This window comes from Maribellus luteus (assembly GCF_003576475.1).
GTDB classification, from domain to species: Bacteria; Bacteroidota; Bacteroidia; order Bacteroidales; family Prolixibacteraceae; genus Draconibacterium; species Draconibacterium luteum.
Window position 1 is genome coordinate 301496 of the sequence record NZ_QWGR01000006.1, and the last position, 18464, is coordinate 319959.

Here is an 18464-nt window from a genome sequence, read left to right on the forward strand (position 1 = left end):
AGTATGAATATGCAATTTATTAGTAAGATATTACTTGTACTTTTTTTCCTGAAGATGGTGGCCTGCACCGACAAGATTTCAGCCGATTTTCATGTTGTGAACCTGAAGTGCGAATACATGCCAGAGGCCGTTGTTGTTAAAGATGTTCCCCGGTTTAGTTGGGAACTTCAGTCCGGGCAGGCTGGACAAAAACAAAGCGCCTGGCAAGTCATTGTCAGCGATAATCCCGAAGAAATTGCTGTAGCCAGCGGGTCGGTTTGGGATAGCGGCAAAACGAAGGGAAACCAGACTTTTGGTATTCAGTACCAGGGCGACAAATTACAGTCGTTTACCCGGTATTACTGGAAAGTCAGGGCCTGGGACCGCGATGGAAATGTCTCCAAATGGAGTGAAACGGCCAGTTTTATAACCGGCGCCTTCAGCAAAACCGACTGGAAAGCCGAATGGATTGGCGATCAGCCCGAGCCACCGCTTGAATATCCTTTGCTGTACAAACACATTGGTTATTTGAGTTCTTATACTGATAATGAAAACGAGGAAAAATGGGTGCAAATCGACCTGGGTGAAATCAAAAAGTTCGACGAACTGAGGTTGTTTCCATCTTTCAATAATAAAAAGGAAATCAGCGATTACTATTTCCCTCTTTCGTACCGGATTGAAGCGAGTGATGATACCAACACCTGGAAACAGCTGATAAAGCAGGATAAAGCCGGGACACCGGGAGGCAAGCCTGTAAAATTTACTGTTGAGGAAATTCAGGCTCGGTATGTCCGTATTACTGCTACAAAATTGCAGAAATACAATTTCCGTGTTCACGATTATGAAGACCAGGGCGACAAAAGCAAAATGTTCGCTTTTTCGCTTGCCGAACTTCAGGTTGTCAGTCAGGGAAATGTGCTTTCAACGGGCAGTCAGGTAAGTTATAAAGATGCTTTGATAAAAATGGACCGGGAGGATGGCTATGACGCAGACATGCTTACCGATGGGATACTGGATACTCCTGCTCCTCCGGAAAGAAGACCCATTCCTCCGTGTCCTTTGTTGAGAAAAGTTATCGAGTTAAAGGGTGAACCGGTTCAGGCGCTTGCATCTGTTTCTGCGTTGGGGGCTTACGAAGTTTCGTTCAATGCTCAAGCTGTTGATCACCGGATTTTGGCTCCGGAGTGGACCGATTACCACAAGCGGGTGCAATACCAGGTTTTCGATGTCAGTCATTTGCTGAAAGAGGGGCAAAACGTGATAGGGGCACAACTGGCCGATGGCTGGTATGCCGGAATGCTTGGCCCCACAAGGTGGAGTCCGTATTTCCCCAAAAGAGGGGCGTATGGGTTAAACCGCCGTTTGTTTTTTCAGATGAAAGTAAAATACAAAGATGGTCAGGAAGAAACTTTTGTCAGCGATGGTTCCTGGAAGATAGAACCGGACGGACCAATTCGAAAAGCTGATATTTTCCTGGGCGAAACCTACGATGCCCGCGAAGAAAAAACTGGCTGGCAAACCTCCGGTTTTGATGATGCTGCATGGGAGAAAGTTACCGTTGACAAGCAGGTTCAGGTAAACCTGGTTCCTCAAACCAACCAACCCATCCGCACAATTGATACCTGGACCGCAAAATCTGTAATCAAAACAAAAGAGGGCAATTATATTTTCGATTTGGGCGAGAATATCGCTGGCTGGTGCAGGATCAGACTGGAAGGCAAGCCCGGCGATGTATTCGTGTTGCGGCATGGCGAAATTCTGGATGAAAACGGGGAGTTATATACCGGGAATCTGAGGGCAGCCGTTCAAATTGATTCGGTTATTCTTGGTAGCTCGGGGCAACTCATATACGAACCGAGGTTTACCTATCATGGTTTTCAGTTTGTTGAAGTACAGGGATTGCAGCGCAACCCAGACAAGGGCATTCTGGAGGCACGTGTCGTTGCTTCCGACTTGCCGCGAACAGGGCATTTTGCCTGCTCTAACCCGATGCTGAACCAACTGTACCGGAATATCAACCGGTCGCATATGGGCAACATGCACGGGGTGCCTACCGACTGTCCTCAACGCGATGAACGTTGCGGCTGGATGGGCGATGTGTACATTTTTGCTCAAACATCAATGTTTAACCGCGATATGGCTGCTTTTTACAACAAGTGGATGATTGATGTGCTGGATGCACAGTCGGAGAGGGGAACATTTCCGGATATCGCCCCACATCCCTTCGGGCTTGAGAAGCATTTTACCAACTCCCCGGGCTGGGCCGATGCTGCCATCAGGTTGCCTTATCTCATGTACCTCAACTACGGGGACAAGAAAATTTTGGAAGAACATTTTGATGCTTATGCCCGGTACATCGAAAATATACGGAAGAATAACCCAGATTTGATATGGCGAAGCGGGCTTGGCCTGAATTATGGCGACTGGCTGAATGGGAACACCATAGATGCAAAAGGTTTCCCTAAAACAGGGGCACAAATCCCGTCCGAAGTATTTTCAACCATCATGTTTTATAATTCAGTCAACACCTTATCAAAAATAGCCAGCGTGATTGGGAAGAAAGAAGAAGCAAAAAATTACTCCGTGCTGGCAAAAAAAATCAAAGAGGCGTTTATCAAACAGTTTGTTAAGGCAGACGGGGAAATAGAAGGCGACGCGCAATCCTGTTACGCCATGGCCCTGCATTACGGGCTTTATACCAAAGAGCTGGAAAAAACTTTTGAAACGCGGATGATCGAAAAATTTGTTCCTTATGGCGGGCGCATGAATACCGGCTTTCACTCCACCCTTTGCCTGATGAAGGAACTGGTCGGTCGGGGGTATGCCGATAAAGCTTTTGATTTGCTCGAAACCAAAGAATTTCCTTCATGGGGCTATTCAATCGAACAGGGCGCTACTTCCATGTGGGAACGCTGGGACAGCTATGTGAAAGGGCGCGGACCAAACAGCTCAAGTATGAACTCATTTAACCATTATGCTTTTGGCGCCATTGGGGAATGGATGTATGAAAATATTCTGGGAATACAACCGGACAGTAGCTCTCCCGGATACAAACATTTTATTTTGAAACCTTTGCCCGGAGGTACACTTTCTTGGGCCGAAGGAAGTTATCATTCTGTTTCAGGAGAAATTAAGGTCAATTGGAAATTGGATGGTAACCGGTTTGTTTACCATTTTACCATACCGGCCAATACTTCAGCATCTGTTCATATGCCCGGAAAAGATGTTAAACGATTGGAAGAGGTGAATGGTGAACTGAAAGAGAATACAGTATCGCACGATTTTGAATACAGGGACGGATACACGTTTTTTAATGCTGAATCAGGTAGTTACACATATACCACAGAAATAAAGGAAGAATTTAATCATTTAAAATAATCGTTATGATAGACAGAAGAAAGTTTTTGGCAGCAGTTGGAACAATTGCTGCTGGAGTAGCAATTTCAAATCCAATACGGGCTGCCATAAATGCCAGTGGAGAAAAACTAAAAGTGGTTTTAATCGGTACCGGGGTTAGAGGTAGCGAGTTTTGGGGCAAAAGGTTGGTGGATGAATACGGTGATGTTTTGGAGTTCATCGGGTTAGTTGACCACAATGAAAGCCGCTTGCAATATGCTGCAACGTTTATAGGCGTTGACAAAAATTGTGGGTTGTATACAACTTTTGAAGATATGATTGCAGCGAATTCTCCCGACTTGATCATGGTAACAACAACAGATGCAACCCATCATTTGTACATAATTAAGGCTCTTGAAAATGGAGTTGATGTTTTAACCGAAAAGCCGCTGACAACGGATGAAGATAAATGTCAGGCTATTCTTGATGCCGAACGTAAATACAAACGCAAGGTTATTGTTACGTTCAATTACCGGTGGAGCCCATACAATACTAAGATAAAAGAACTGCTGATGAATAAGACGATTGGAGATGTTGTTTCCGTTGATTTCTCATGGATGTTAAATACCAGTCATGGAGCATCTTATTTTCGCAGATGGCATGGACAACGCGAGCACAGCGGAACACTTTTGGTACATAAAGCAACACATCATTTTGATCTTATTAACTGGTGGCTTGACTCAGAACCTGCGGAAGTTTTTGCTTATGGCGATCTGGAGTTTTACGGAGGCCGACCGGAAAAGAAAGGAGTGAACTGTCGTAGCTGTGATGAAAAGGAATCCTGTAATTTCTACTGGGATATAACAAAAAGTAAGGATGATTTCGAAAGATACGTAAAGCATGAGCATGTGGATGGCTATATACGTGATAATTGTCTGTTCAGACCAGAGATCAATATTTATGACAAAATGAATGTGAACATTAAATATGCAAACAATGTATTTGTAAACTATATGCTTACAACCTACTCTCCATGGGAAGGATGGCGGGTAGCATTCAACGGAACAAAAGGAAGGCTGGAGGCCTTTTTGGATGTGCCTTACCTGGATGCGAATGTTTTATCTCAGGAAGAGCTTCATGCTGTTGAAATGAGCCAGCAAAGTGACGTGGAGCACGTGATGAAACCGATTATTTCTCACAAATTGTGGGAAGAGCAGGAAACAGTGTATGTACCGTATAGTCATGCTGGACACGGTGGGGGTGATACCCGCTTGCATGACCAGATTTTTAAGAATCCTGAAAAGGAAGACATATACAAACACATGGCAGGGGTTCGTGATGGTGCAATGTCTGTACTGATTGGGATTGCTGCTCGTAAAAGTATTGAGTCGGGAACGCCTGTAAGAATTGCCGGTTTAACTCATCTTCAGCCTAAAGCAAAAAGAATATAAATACGGGTAATAGCCGTAAAATAAGTGGCAGCTTTTATTTTCTCTTTTTTTAGAGGTAAAAGTTTGCTCCTAATTGTAGGTTTTCCAACACTTATTTCTCAGACGTAGAGATTTAGGATGGGATTTTCTATGGAGGAAGAATTCGTCTGTTGCCTATGCCGTTGAACTAAAGAAAATGAAGCACACCAACGAATTCTTCCTTCTATGGGAAGATTGAATTTATTTTGATTTTGTGCAAAAATTCACGATCATTTCAGGGCCAGCTGTTCTTCCAGTACCTTGGTAATCGAATTCGATCAAATTTAGACCTTCATTTACAGTCAAGCTCCCATTTGATAATACAATTTCATTCTCAATTTGGTGATTTTCTGAAAAATGACGATAAGTATCGTCTCCCTTATTAACTACATAGTCTCCTGGTTTTAGAACAAAAGGGATTACTCTTTTTTGAGTTCCTACTTTTAAGAAAACGCCCTTTACTGTTTCTTTTGAAGTTTTTGGAAGACGAATTACGAACTGTAGTTTTTGCTTGGGGCCTACACAAATGTATTCCCAGACAGAAGAAGTTGGCAATCCTGGTTCAGTGGTCATATTTGTATGCTTATAGTCAAAAGAAACAGGTGCATCAGAGCTATTGCCCAATATTGATGATGACAAAGTGTTAACTTTATTCGTTTCCTGATCTCTTTTTCCCTCTGGTATCCATGATTCAATAAACACCAAGTGCACACTATCTTCAGCCAACTCAAGCCCGTAGAATGTATACGGATCCCGAAGTTGTTGTTTTTGTTCTTCTGAGAAAACACCCTTCATTCTTGCTTCTTCCCACTTTTTAATCTCTGATAATATTGAGTTCGCATCTTTATTAATATCCTCAAAATTAGGTTCTATGTAAAAATCAACACCTGCATCGTAACCTGCACATAAACCCATAACCCACTCAATATCCTTTTTAGTTGTTTTCTCATTAATACTAAACTGCCCCATTTTTCGAGGTAGTAAATCCTCTTTTAAAGCTTTTTGAACATTCAAACGATGATCTAAATGTGCCTCTCTAAAGTTATGGGATGTCCATGGTTCTCCCCAGCTTTCATTTGCAAAATAATGCCATCCAAAATGGGTAACGTCAGAAGAGTTAGCCACAATATTAGGATCGTTCAAATTGTCAAAAAATACCTTTACAAATCGGTCACTGCCATAACGCTCATGTCCGGTAATTAGTCCACCTTCAATACCGTCAAAACTGATCCTCTTCAAATTGGCCTCATTAAAAAAAATGGCCAGATTTTTTGCCATTTGATCTTGCAGGTTAATATCAGGGAAAAATACTTTATAACCATGGGAAACCAAGCGACCCACTTTTTCTCCTTTTGGGTGTTCAACAGCTTTAGTGCCAAAGGCGCCACGTTTACAATCTTTTAAAACCAATTGGTTATTAGCCGTTGAAAAAGAATATTCTATAATTTCATCGCCTATTCTAACGGCTTTGTGCTCCCGCCAATTGGGATTGACTTTATCTAAATTCGGTTCATGATAAGCAGGACGTACTTGCTCGTCGTGCAATAGCAATTCATTATCTGTTGCTGAAATACTTTTTTCTAATTCAGTAATTCCTGCCAATACTAAGCCCGGATGAGGTTTTGGGGTGACCCACGGGTCATTTGTAGTAATGAAATTTGTTAACGTATGAACTCCAAGGTTAATTCCAACTCTTTCTGCCTTGTCAGAACACTCGCGAACAGACTGGTAACCATTAGGAAAGTTTTGCTCATTTACTTTAAAATTTCCCCAAGTTTCAAAAATTCCGCCATGATATATACATGTAATGCCTGCTTTTTTAGCCACATCGATACACGCCTCAATATTGCTAACATTAAAAGGCATAATAAATTTTGAAGAAGTTGAGTAGTTCGACACTTTATTCCATACTCCATTGGTTTTTATATGCGGTAATTTTTCTTCAAGAATTATTTCTTCAACAACATTTTTAAGTTCATTCGCAGGTATACAGTATAACGCAAATTTTGCGCCTGCAATTTCAGCATCACGATCGTTAACCGGCACCGCCTGCCCCAATTTTTGTTCCCAATTATCAACAATACGATAGGTCGAACGATCGCGCACAAACCCGGTTAAACTGGCACCTGTTTTAGCCTTTTTTGCAGCATTTCCAAATCTTTCACGTTCTAAAATTTCAAAGCCTCCGCGACTTTTAAGGTTTAGCCCCATTAGCCCAATGGCAATACTATCGTTATAGGCTATTCCAATCGATTGACCAACTTTTTCAGAAGGAAGAACATTGTATGGTCCTAGCACAACTTTTTCAATAGGTTCTTTGCTATTCAGTTCAACTATCTCAAGAGTTAGATAGTTCGTTTTACTATTAACCTTTGTGGTAATTTCTGCTGCTAACCCATCAAATTTAAAAGTTAACATTTCGCCAGACTGCTTCCAGCTGGTAACCGGATAGTTGATTCCATTTTGCTGAATAGTTAAAAAAGAGATATTATGGCCCGGAACTAACAAGTTTTTTCCTGTTTTTTTATCAAGTAGTTCTGTTAATTTTCCTTCTTTGTCTAGTGTGATTTTGAAAAGATCATTTTCTAGAAAATCCTTGTTATGAGGATCAACACAGGCAATAAAGCATATTGTAATTAATAGTATCCAAAATGATTTAGTCATATTTTTTTATTTAAAAATTCTTAGCATAGTTGATTTGTTTTTTACGTTCCGACTAATGTTAAATTTCAATTCTAATTGTCTGTCAGTTATTAAGCCGAATAGAACTATTTTTAGTTGAAAATGAAACGTTTTTTTCTTTTCGACCGTTTTCAGATCTGGCTTTTTAGTGTATGAACAAATATTTTCACCAGCCTGATTTTGATCGGGAAGAAAGTCGCTTGTCTTCTTGATTCAATTTTCTGGAATGAGCTAGCTTGGCGATTCTTAATTTAAATTATATGAAAGATGTATTTTGTTCTTTAAAACTTTAGTCAGACTAGTATTGACAGTTTTTGGGGTATATATTATGAAAGTGACTATTTGAAGATACAAATAGCCACTTTCTCTAACCTAACTAATGTACTAGTACATACCCCAGGTCTCAATCTCACTCATATTAAGAAATATAGTGTTGTCCCAGATATTATATACCCGAACACGAATATATCTAGAGTATCCTGTATCCATATTGAAGTTTACAATATCTACTATATTATCTGATGGAGCCTGTTCTCCACCATGAAACTCTGCCACTTTTTTCCATCCCTTAGCTATCGATTCTGCCTCCCAGCCTTCGTCTGTTACCTGTGCATCTATATCAGCTCCCTCAATATTGTCAGTTGTCCATACTTCAAGATTCTGCGGTAGCCTAACCGCCCAATTAGGTCTGCCATGAATTTTAATACGGGTAACTTTGTATGAAGCTCCCAAGTCATATGTAAAAGTTAATGGTGGTCCATCGTTCCACTGGCCAGTATGGTAATGATTTCCGGCATCAATTATACCGTCGAATAAATGATCGATATGTCCGCCCCAAGAACGGCCCAGGTTATCGTTTTTTAAAGGTTCTTCAGTAATATCGGCACTGCTTATTTTAAATTCTCCTTCAGGCAGTTTCACCTTAATTTCTTGCCATTCGGTATAAAACGTATCTATACTGGTTGGCTGGGGCATATATAATAAACGATGTTTGAGTGTGGTACCCATTTTTACATCAGTTGCTTCAGTATGGAGTACATCAACGTTTAATCGATTACATATTTGCTCATTGTCCGAATTGATATAACAGATTTCAAAAGCAACTGAATTTTCAGGTGCAATTTGCCAATCGATGCCAATAAAGCCTGGTTTTACTTCTACTTTCTGAGCATCACGATTTTTAAGAGTAGCTTGATATTTATCTCCATAGGTAACACCAAACACAGTAACTCCGATGGATTGATTCCCTTTATCATCTTTGGTTTTTATCTGAATTTCATGAGTTCCCTCCGGTAGATTTTCAAGATTAAATTCAATTCTATCAATACCGCTAGTAGGAGTAAGTGGCATCAGCAGGGAATCTTTCATTTGATTCCAATAGGCTACTGCCTCTTTTACTCTTATAGCGTTATCAAGTATGCCTGTTAGTTTTCCTCTGTTGTTGCCAGAGAAAAATTCAACAGAATCAATTTTGGTCAAGTATAATATTTCGCCTCCTTCAGTGTACTCTTGATGAATTTCATCCATATCACTGCAGGACATAAAAGCACCTACTACTGCAATTAATAGGAGTTTATATAAAATAATTTTATTCATAATTCGATAATAAAAGGTTCTACAGATCCGTGATGTTTCCAAATAAATTAAACTCTGCCAGGTATGCAAAATCTGTAACTGACCAAGTCTCCAGTATTGCAAACCTCAAGTATCTTATTTCAGGTTTATCTTGAGGTACCTCAAATTCGTGACCTCTAGTTAGTAAATCGAGATCGGCTTCACTGTTCTGGTTTAAAGGCAGTCCTGATGGCTTTTCAATCGTACAATCAAGTAGCTTAGTCCAGCCATCAAAAGAGCCACTTGGGTCTGGTTTTTCAGCCGATCCCCAAACTTCCCATCGACGAACATTCCCGTGCGCATATGCTTGAAAAGAGGGAGTATCTTGTCTTTGCCACATATGATAGCGACTCAGTTTTATTTTTGCTCCCAGATCAACAGTATAGTAATGTGGCCAGCCAGTACCACTTTGGGTGTGGGCTATGGTCAATATATTATCATCATATGCCTGTTCAAATACGCCTCCCCAAACACTCCAGTTAGCGTCGTTAGCTAATATGACTTTGCGAATTTTTGTTTTATCCAATCTCTGTTCCAAAAGTGGAGTAAGTGTTTTTCCATCACTTGGCCAGATTGTATCAGAATAATTCTGCCATCTATCGCGGATAATCATTGCAAAGGGTCTTTCTTCGGATTCGTATCCACGCAAGCTAGCTTTTCCATTTTTTTGTGCAGAATAAACAGTACTTATTAGCTCCATATTGCCCACTGAATCGGTAGAAAAAAGTAGAAAGTTTAGTTCGCTTTCTTCGGTATTGAGCCAGGAGTATTGCGCTCCTCCCCATGTTGGTTCTATTTTAACCGATTTAGCCGTTTTCTGTAGTGGTGATTCGAGTGGTTTAATTTTTGTTTTTACTGCTTCAGATATCATTTCACCTTTATCTACGGCATATAGTTCAACTTCATGTTCCAACGTGTCATTGTATCCTTCCAGCAAAAGTTTTGTATCATAGAACGATGCGCGAGCTTCACTTTTCCGGTTATTATAACTATAAACTGCCTTTACATACAATAAATCTTCGTCGTTGGGAATATCATAGTGAATGATTGCTCCGCCGGCAATATTCTCAATATTTGTTATTTTCACTTTACCAGGGGCTTTTCCTCCATTAACTGTTGGCCCTAGTTCTTTCTCATCGCAGCTCCATAAAACAGCCAGAGTCCATATTAGTAGTGTAACTATTTTTTTCATTATTATTTTTTTAAGTTATTACCATCCAACGTTTTGAATAATGTTCGGATTCAATATGATTTCATTTTCAGCAATTGGCCATAAATAATCTCGGGTTGTAAAACTTTGCACAAATACAGTATTTAATTTGTAATAGTTTTCGACTTCTTGGGCAAAAACATTCCATCCAAGAACCGGTCTGTTTTGAAATTCGAATGTACGTTTCCAACGTCTTAAGTCCCAGAATCGTCCACCTTCAAAACTAAATTCGATCATTCTCTCTTGTTGTATGATCTTACGCATACCGTCTTTTGTTGTTGGTTTTGACGGATCTATTGAATGCTCCCTCCAACTTTCTACAACACCTTTCAGGCCTGCTCTCTCTCTAACTTGATCTATCCATTGGTAAACTTCTTCATTTGGTGCATCCAAGGTTTCATTTAGTGCCTCTGCATAATAAAGATATAAGTCAGCAAGTCTTAAAACAGGGAATGGGTAAGTTTCTGCATAATATTGGGTGCCATCAGAGTTGAATTCACTTTGTTCACTCACCAATTTCTTTGGGAAATAACCGGTTAAGCCCTGATCCCATTGGTCGTAGACGGCACCAAACTCCCCTTTACGCATTTTCATCCACCATGGATCGTTTTCGTTTTCAGATCTTCCATTACCAAACCATATAGAACGGTCGAAAGCAATATCTGAGTAGTAGCGAAACTCGCGATTGAAGTTTATCACGGCAGTTTCTTCACCCTGCTTAATAAAATATCGATCTGGGTATTCTGCTTTTTTTCTTTTGTAACGATTCTCGAAATCAAAATTTTTGTCTTCTTCGATTGGTACTCCATTTTTAGAATAATATGATTCAACAACATTAAAAGTTGCTGCCATATTGGAACGAACTGAGTTCTCTTTGAGTGCAAAAAAGCGGGGTTGTACGTGGTGCTGCAATTCATGCCCGACCATACCTGTAGTTGAAGCCCAAATCCCTTCAACATTCCAACGTTCACTAACTCTATTTCGTAAAGCTACCTTCATAACTGTTGTGTCTGACCAATTATATGGTGTTTCAACGTCATCTGGCTGGTATAGTTTAATGCCTGCTTCATGTGCAATTTCAATGGCTTCTTTGGTCGCCTCCGCGGCTTTTTGCCATCTTTCTTCATCATAGTTGCTTGGGAACAATTGAGTGCCCTTGTTATCAACAAGAGAAGCATAATCGGGATTTCCGTTAAACAAGGGACTTGCCCATGTTATCATAACTCTCGCCTTTATACCTACAGCAATTGGCTTGGTAATACGTCCCAACTCAGTTTTAGAGATTTGTATTGCAAGGGGCAGATCTGATATTGACTCATCGAGTAAATCTATTACATATTGAAAACAATCGTTTACTGGGTCGCGGTATACTTTTGTCGCTTGTGTTTCAGCAGAAACAGGAATACTTTGGTCAGTAATATGAATTGGACCGTACATTCTGATCAGATAAAAGTGGAAGTAAGCTTTTAAAAACTTTACTTCTGCAATCCATCTCGTAAGCTCATCTTTGCGTAAGTCAGGAACTGAGGTTATACGCTCCAAAAAAATATTACAACTACGTATAGCCTGGTACATGTTCTTGCCACCATTGGTACCACGCCAGTAGTCAAGACTGGGAGATGTTGCACTTTGGTTTCCTCTTGCAATTAATGCACCATATACACCTTTATATTTTTCAGGCATCCACAATTCATCTCCCGCAATTAAAGTCGGGTTATTATTGTAACCCCCAAAATTAGGCAAGTATGAATAGCACGTAGCTAAATATTTTTCGGCATTGTATCTGTCGGTAAAAGCATTATCAATTGTCGCTACATTATCTGGAACAACATCAAGGTAATCATTACAAGAGGTTATTAAAGTAATGATCAATAGTAAATATATTAGTTTAATTTTCTTCATCTTTTTTCGTTTAAAAGTTTAGCTGTATACCCATATTAACCACTTTTTGTATTGGATATCCTAATCCGTTTCCGCCCATTTCAGGATCCCAGATTTTAAAATTGCTAAATGTGAAAAGATTGGTTCCGCTGATGTATATGCGTAAGTGGTCTAGCTTTATTTTTTGGATAACTTGTTTGGGCAAGGAATAACCAAATTCTATTGATTTAACACGCAAAAATGTACCATCCTGCATAAACCATGTGCTTAACTGATTATTATTTTGTACAATCTCATCCGAAAGGCGAGGCCAAAGAGCATAAATATTACGGTTGTTTTCTGACCAATAGTCATCGGCATAAGCCTGCAGCAGAGCTTGATTAACTAGTTTTCCATTTTCTCCGCTGTTTATAAATGGAGCTGTTTTATAGGTGTCTATCCAAAAACTACTTCTGGCACTCCCCTGGAAAAAACATGAAAAATCGAGATTTTTGTAACCAGTAGAAATCCCAAACCCATAAATAATTTCAGGTGCAGTGGGATAACCTATCGGTACCCTGTCAAGGCCGGTAATTTTATCATCTCCGTTTATATCTCTGTATTTGATATCGCCTGGACCATATTCTCCAAAAGTTTGCAATGGAGAGTTTGCCACATCCTTTTCATCGATGAACAGTCGTTCGGCAATAAAGCCCCATGACTGGTTAATAGATCGGTCGACGGCAGACAACCAAGGAGTGTCAGAATAATCAGGTTCTTCAACTTCTTTTTTCTTTCCAGTTGCATAGGTAAAATTCGCACGCCCGGTGATCCAAAAATCTTCAGTAAAGTATTTGTTAAAATCAATAGATGCATCGAAGCCCTGGCTGTATGCTGACCCAACATTTGCACTTACATTAGATTCTAAACCCATACTTGCAAGTCGTAAACGATTCATCAGAATATTTTCCCTGTCTTCTCTAAAAAAATCGGCTTGAATATTAATCGCATTAAATAACCCGAGTTCGAAACCTACATTGAGTTTTTTTGCAGTTTCCCATGTAATCAGGTCATTCTCATATCTCTGTATTGAAATGCCATTTACGTAGTAATCCAACCTTTCCCCCCAAACAGTTCCTCGTCCGCCATCATTTAAATTAACTTGTGAAATATAAAAAAATCGGTCATCTACGCTTCCAATTGCATCATTACCAACAAGACCATAGGTTGCTTTAAGCTTAAGCACATTTATTTTATCAGTCCAAGGAGTAAAGAAATCTTCTTTGGAAACAATCCATCCCAATCCTGCAGAAGGGAAGAAGCCAAAACGTTCTTTTTTGGCAAAACGCTCAGAGCCGTTATAGCCGAAGTTAAACTCTGAGAAATATTTTTCGTTGTGAGAATAGGTGAAACGCCCAGAAAGCCCTTGATTACGGTACGGTAGTGACTTTTGCAGATTTCCTGCGTTGGCAACTTTTTCCTCTCGTCGGGTATATACCAAAAGGCCACTGATGCTGTGTTTTTTGTTGAATACCTTATTATACTGCAGGGCACCTTCCATATACATGTCTGAGCTAATATCTTTCGTGCCTTCTGAATAATCGAGATACTCTGTTCCTTCATTTTCGTTTAAGGGTTTCAAGTCTACTTGATTGGTGGCGTAGTTGTATATGGCCGAGTAGTAAAAAGGATTATAAAATCGCTCAACACTTGCATTTGAATAACGGTTGATACTGCCCAATGCCCGGCCACTCAGCCCTTTTAACAGAAAATCTAAATTTTGTTCAATCTCGAATTGGGCTGATATCTTTGTTTTATCATATTCTTTATATCCTCTTATCAAATCGGCATATGGATTTACATAATTACCCTGGCCATAATTCCCAAACATTATGTGTCTAACATATTGGTTTTCTGTTGTTTTTTTGTAGTAGGGTTGAAACAGAACAGGATTGGAACTAATTACCTTGTTGTAAATGCCAGATCCTCCGTCGAGAGGTCCAGAATAGTCGTCAAAGACACCGTTGAAACGTATAATCGCCTCAGTGGTCGGAGTAATGTTGATATTAATATTTGAGCGTAACTGGTATCTTTTTAAATCGATATTATTATTAAAATTGTTTTGCCCATCAACTTTTAGATTACCATTGTCTTGGTTTACTGTTGCTGCCAAATAGTACCTGGATACCTTACCACCACCTGAAACGTTAAAATTCAAGCGTTGATTAACAGTAGACGATTTAAATAGTTCATTGTACCAATCAACAGAAGGGTATAACAAAGGGTTTTTACCCTCAATGGTCTTATCAATTTTCTCTTGCGAATAAGGTAATATCCCCAATGGATCGCGTGTTAAAACTGCTTCATTATGCAGTTTCATATATGTAATCGGATCAGCTAACTTAACGCGGTCTGTTGGCGAGGATATTGAATTCTCAAAGCGAACGGATACTCTTGCTTTACCTTCAACACCTTCTTTTGTAGTAACTAATATAACTCCGTTTGCACCTCGAGCACCGTATAACGCGGTTGCTGTTGCATCCTTCATAATAGAGAAGCTTGCAATGTCATCAGGCTGTAAGTTTGCAAGGTCGGAAGTGGTATTCTCCACTCCATCTATCAAAATAAGTGGACTCTTTGAATAGCCAAACGTTGTAACCCCACGAATAAAAAACTCGGCATTATCCTGTCCCGGTTCTCCACTGCGTTGATACGAAATTATCCCAGATAACTTACCTGCTAATGCCGTTGTTAGGTTACTGGATGGAACTTTTAAATCAGCAGGTTTTACAGTTGTAATTGAAGCTAAAACACTCTCCTTCTTTTGCCTTCCAAAAGCAACAACGGTAACATCTTCTAATTGTTCGCTTTTTGAAGATAGTTCGATTTTAAAATTATCTTGATTTCCCACATCAATGATTTGAGATTCCATACCGATAAATGAGAATACAAGTTTATCGGATGGTTCAATATTGTAAATCTCAAATTTTCCATCGACATCGGTAATAACTCCCTTTGTTGAGCCCAGCACTGTAATCGTTACACCAGGAAGTGGCTGGCCATTTTCTTCAGTAACTTTTCCTGTAACCTTTTTACCCTGTTCTTGGATTGATTTGGTTTCATCTTCTTTAATAAGAATGATATTGTCTCCCTGTATCTTAAAAGATATTCGTTTTTCATTGAAAATACGTTTCAAAATACTTTCTACAGATTCATTTCTTGTATGAACAGAAATATTAGTTTCTAGATCAACATCTTCTGCATTGAAGGAAAACAGATAGTCTGTTTGCTCTTCAATTTGGCTTATGAGTTCTTCTAAGGTTCCACTTCGAATATTAAGTGTTACTAAGGAAACCTGTGATGCTGCATCATTTGCAAAAGTAAGGGAGGAAAAAACAATCAAAAAGAAGAAAGTAATCTTCATTTTTCTAAATACATTTTTAAAAAAGTCAAAATAAAATCCTGACAAATAATTTTTCATACATTTGTTTTTGAATGTTAGGTACTAGATTTTTGGACGTCTGTATCGAATTCATTTGGCAGGAGGTGACTCTCCTGCCTATTTATTACATGTTGATTAAGTTTTTTTCATAGAGTGATTTTTTAATTAATAAATTTCTATTTCCCCGGTTTCGGAGTTCTGGCGTATGCTAAAGTTGTTACTGCATTGAATTACAGAAAGGATATTCATCACACCTTCCTTTTGCCGGTATTTTCCAGATATTTTGATTTTATATAATTCAGAAGATTTGATCTCAATTTTGATATTATAAAGCTCCTGTAATCTCTTTGCTACATTTTCAAATGATTCATTTTGGAAACTAATAATACCTTGTTTCCACATAAACTTATCAAGCGAATCAATGGCTTTTACTTCCATGTTATTTTCTTGTATAAGAGCTTCGTAGTAAGGTTTTAGTATTATTCTCTTCTGATTCGAAACAGATGTTAATTCTACTGATCCTTCGATTAAGGAGACAATCTTTTCTTTGCGGCCAGGATAGGCATTAACATTAAACTCAGTACCAAGTACTTTAATCTCACATCCTTCGAATGTTGCAATAAAAGGCTTCTCTTTATCGGGTTGTACCGTAAAAAATCCTTCTCCGGTAATTTGGACCCTTCTTTCTTTTGAATCAAACGCTTCCGGGAAACGTAGGCTTGTTCCTGAATTTAACCAGACTTTTGATCCGTCAGGAAGGTTCACCAATTGATGTTCTCCTAGAGGTACAGTTATTTCACAATATTCCGAAGAAATCAGATTGGGATTTCGTTGAAATATATAGGTCCCTAAAATTACTAATACAAAAATGGCTGCAACTTTTAATAGTTGTCGCCCAAATTTTAAAATGTTATTTTGGTTTCGGATGTTGTTATACTCTGACCCAAGATACCATAACTTAAACTCATAAGATTTTCGAAGCTCAAAGTATTCTTTTTTATTGTTTTCGTCAGTGTCAAGCCAATCAATAATTTTAGCTTTTTCTTCTGCCGAACAGTCTCCCTTTATGTATTTCTCCAATAATTTCTTCATCGTTTTTCACACCTTCTTTTTTGTTGGGCGTTAATAAAAAGACGAAGCAATTGAGTTTACCCCTAGGAAATTTTATCAAAAAAAAATAAAATGATCGGTAAATAATCTTTGAAGACTGCTCTCAGTTCTTTCAAAGCCCTAGTAATGTGGTATTCTACTCCTTTTTCACTAATGTTTAATTCTTTTGCAATTTCGGCGTTGGTTTTTCCTTCAGTGCGGCTCATTTCAATTACCTGTCTTGTTTTAGCAGATAACTTTAATAATGTTGATTTAAATTGCTCTTCAATTTCGACAGTGAAAATTTTGGTTGGGTCACATGATTCTAACGCTGAAATTCGAAAATCCAGCTCTCTGTTTAAGTTTTGATGTATTTCCTTAAGAGCCTTCTGACTTACCTTTAGCCGTCTTAAATAGTCAATAGATGAGTTTCGAAGTATCTTAAATAAGAATGGCTTGACATTCAGGGTAGAATCTGTTTCAGTGGCTTCCCATAGCTTTATTAATGCTTCCGAGGCAATATCCTCAGCTACAGCATTATCGTGTACGTTCATTTTTACATATAAAAACGATCGCTTATAATATACTTTATAGATTTCCTCAAAACACATCCCTGCCAAATTTTATTGATGGCCAAGCTAATTTATTCCCTATCGAGACGGCGCAAAAGTAGCTTTTTCAAGAACATCTCATAGTCCCAACTTTCAATTTAACCGTTTTTCAAGTTGAGAGAGGCATTCTATAGCATATCGATTATGTGACGTCTTTTGCTGATGACAACTGCCTGTTTACAATAATGTTCGGCCTCTTTCATCCCGATGTTTCGACTTCCCGAATGGATTATTATCCATATATTTACATCATAACCTTTCTGCATTTCAATAGAGTGGAGCCCTCCTTACAGCATCAAAGAATCACAAAGCGTTTGTTCTGTATCAAAAGATTAGGAGTATCGTAAGAAACAATTTGGTAAGTTCTGGAACAACGTAAAGCCCGTATTACAAAGATGGAAAAGTCAGAATTTAGACGATATTATAAATTGTTGCCAGGTGAGCGGATTTAATTGAATGTAGCAAAACTTAGTAATAAAGTTTATCAGTTTGCAGCGATTGATGGTTGCACTCGTTTGAAAGTGATTAGGCCATACTGGAATAAAAAGAGTGAAAGTTCGATTCATTTTTTTGAGAATTGCAGGATGATTTCGGATTTTCCAATCCAGTGTATTCAAACGGATTGTGGTAACGAATTTTTCAATATGATTTATAAAACACTTTATAAAAATTAGATATAGGCCCCAAAGTTCCCATTTAAATGGGAAAGTCGAAAGGACGCATCAAACTGATAAAGTATGATTTTGGCAGGACATTGATTTGAACCAATGCTTGCAGGCTCACAGGAATATTGCTAGTTGTCAGCAAGACTCCTATAAGAACAAGCATCCATTTTCTTCGCTTGACGGGAAAACTTTTATACAAAAATTTGAAACCGTAGAAAAGCACATTCCTATTCATGCAGAAATATGCTTAACATTTAGGGGTTCCATTGAAAATATTTTACCCAGAAGTTATGAATACTTGAAATTCATAAATACAAAATGAATTAAGATAATGAGCGGATGTGTTGATATATAGTAGTTTGCTTCATGTGCGAAATTGCTTCATGTATAAAAGTTATGACTTTAATCTACCCTTGAGCCAATATCTCCCTTTAGGATTTGCATACTTATTTTCTTCGCACCCTTTCCATTTTAGTAAAGTTGATCTCAGTTAATGAAAGTAGCCCA

The 18464-nt window shown here is 38.7% G+C and carries 9 protein-coding genes; 2 read left to right on the forward strand and 7 right to left on the reverse strand.

Going from position 1 to position 18464, the window contains the following annotated elements:
- Positions 1-3 precede the first annotated feature (3 nt).
- Together D1614_RS13050 and D1614_RS13055 are read left to right on the forward strand one after the other, a co-directional pair.
- A complete protein-coding gene (locus D1614_RS13050) occupies positions 4-3357 on the forward strand; it encodes a family 78 glycoside hydrolase catalytic domain (RefSeq protein WP_162304498.1) in 3354 nt (1117 codons plus the stop codon).
- A 5-nt stretch (positions 3358-3362) separates the two neighbouring features.
- Positions 3363-4766 carry a Gfo/Idh/MocA family protein gene (locus tag D1614_RS13055; RefSeq protein ID WP_119438383.1) on the forward strand — a complete coding sequence of 468 codons (1404 nt, stop codon included), beginning with the start codon at positions 3363-3365 and terminating at the stop codon, positions 4764-4766.
- Between the two features lie 219 nt (positions 4767-4985).
- On the opposite strand, the gene D1614_RS13060 is transcribed toward D1614_RS13055, so the two are convergent.
- The 7 genes from D1614_RS13060 to D1614_RS13090 form a co-directional block, all read right to left on the reverse strand.
- Complete coding sequence (locus tag D1614_RS13060; RefSeq protein WP_119438384.1) at positions 4986-7448, reverse strand: hypothetical protein; 2463 nt, start codon at positions 7446-7448, stop codon at positions 4986-4988.
- A gap of 402 nt (positions 7449-7850) precedes the next feature.
- Positions 7851-9062: a DUF4998 domain-containing protein gene (locus tag D1614_RS13065; protein WP_119438385.1), complete on the reverse strand. Its 1212-nt coding sequence runs from the start codon at positions 9060-9062 to the stop codon at positions 7851-7853.
- Between the two features lie 19 nt (positions 9063-9081).
- On the reverse strand, positions 9082-10272 hold the full coding sequence (locus D1614_RS13070) for a DUF5000 domain-containing lipoprotein (protein ID WP_119438386.1): 1191 nt from the start codon (positions 10270-10272) through the stop codon (positions 9082-9084).
- An 18-nt stretch (positions 10273-10290) separates the two neighbouring features.
- Positions 10291-12192, reverse strand: coding sequence for a RagB/SusD family nutrient uptake outer membrane protein (locus tag D1614_RS13075; protein ID WP_119438387.1), 1902 nt, complete (start codon positions 12190-12192; stop codon positions 10291-10293).
- Between the two features lie 10 nt (positions 12193-12202).
- Complete coding sequence (locus D1614_RS13080; RefSeq protein ID WP_206610014.1) at positions 12203-15631, reverse strand: SusC/RagA family TonB-linked outer membrane protein; 3429 nt, start codon at positions 15629-15631, stop codon at positions 12203-12205.
- Positions 15632-15757: 126 nt separating this feature from the next.
- Positions 15758-16684 carry a FecR family protein gene (locus tag D1614_RS13085; RefSeq protein WP_119438388.1) on the reverse strand — a complete coding sequence of 309 codons (927 nt, stop codon included), beginning with the start codon at positions 16682-16684 and terminating at the stop codon, positions 15758-15760.
- Positions 16685-16746: 62 nt separating this feature from the next.
- Positions 16747-17292 carry an RNA polymerase sigma-70 factor gene (locus D1614_RS13090; protein WP_119438389.1) on the reverse strand — a complete coding sequence of 182 codons (546 nt, stop codon included), beginning with the start codon at positions 17290-17292 and terminating at the stop codon, positions 16747-16749.
- Positions 17293-18464: the final 1172 nt, after the last annotated feature.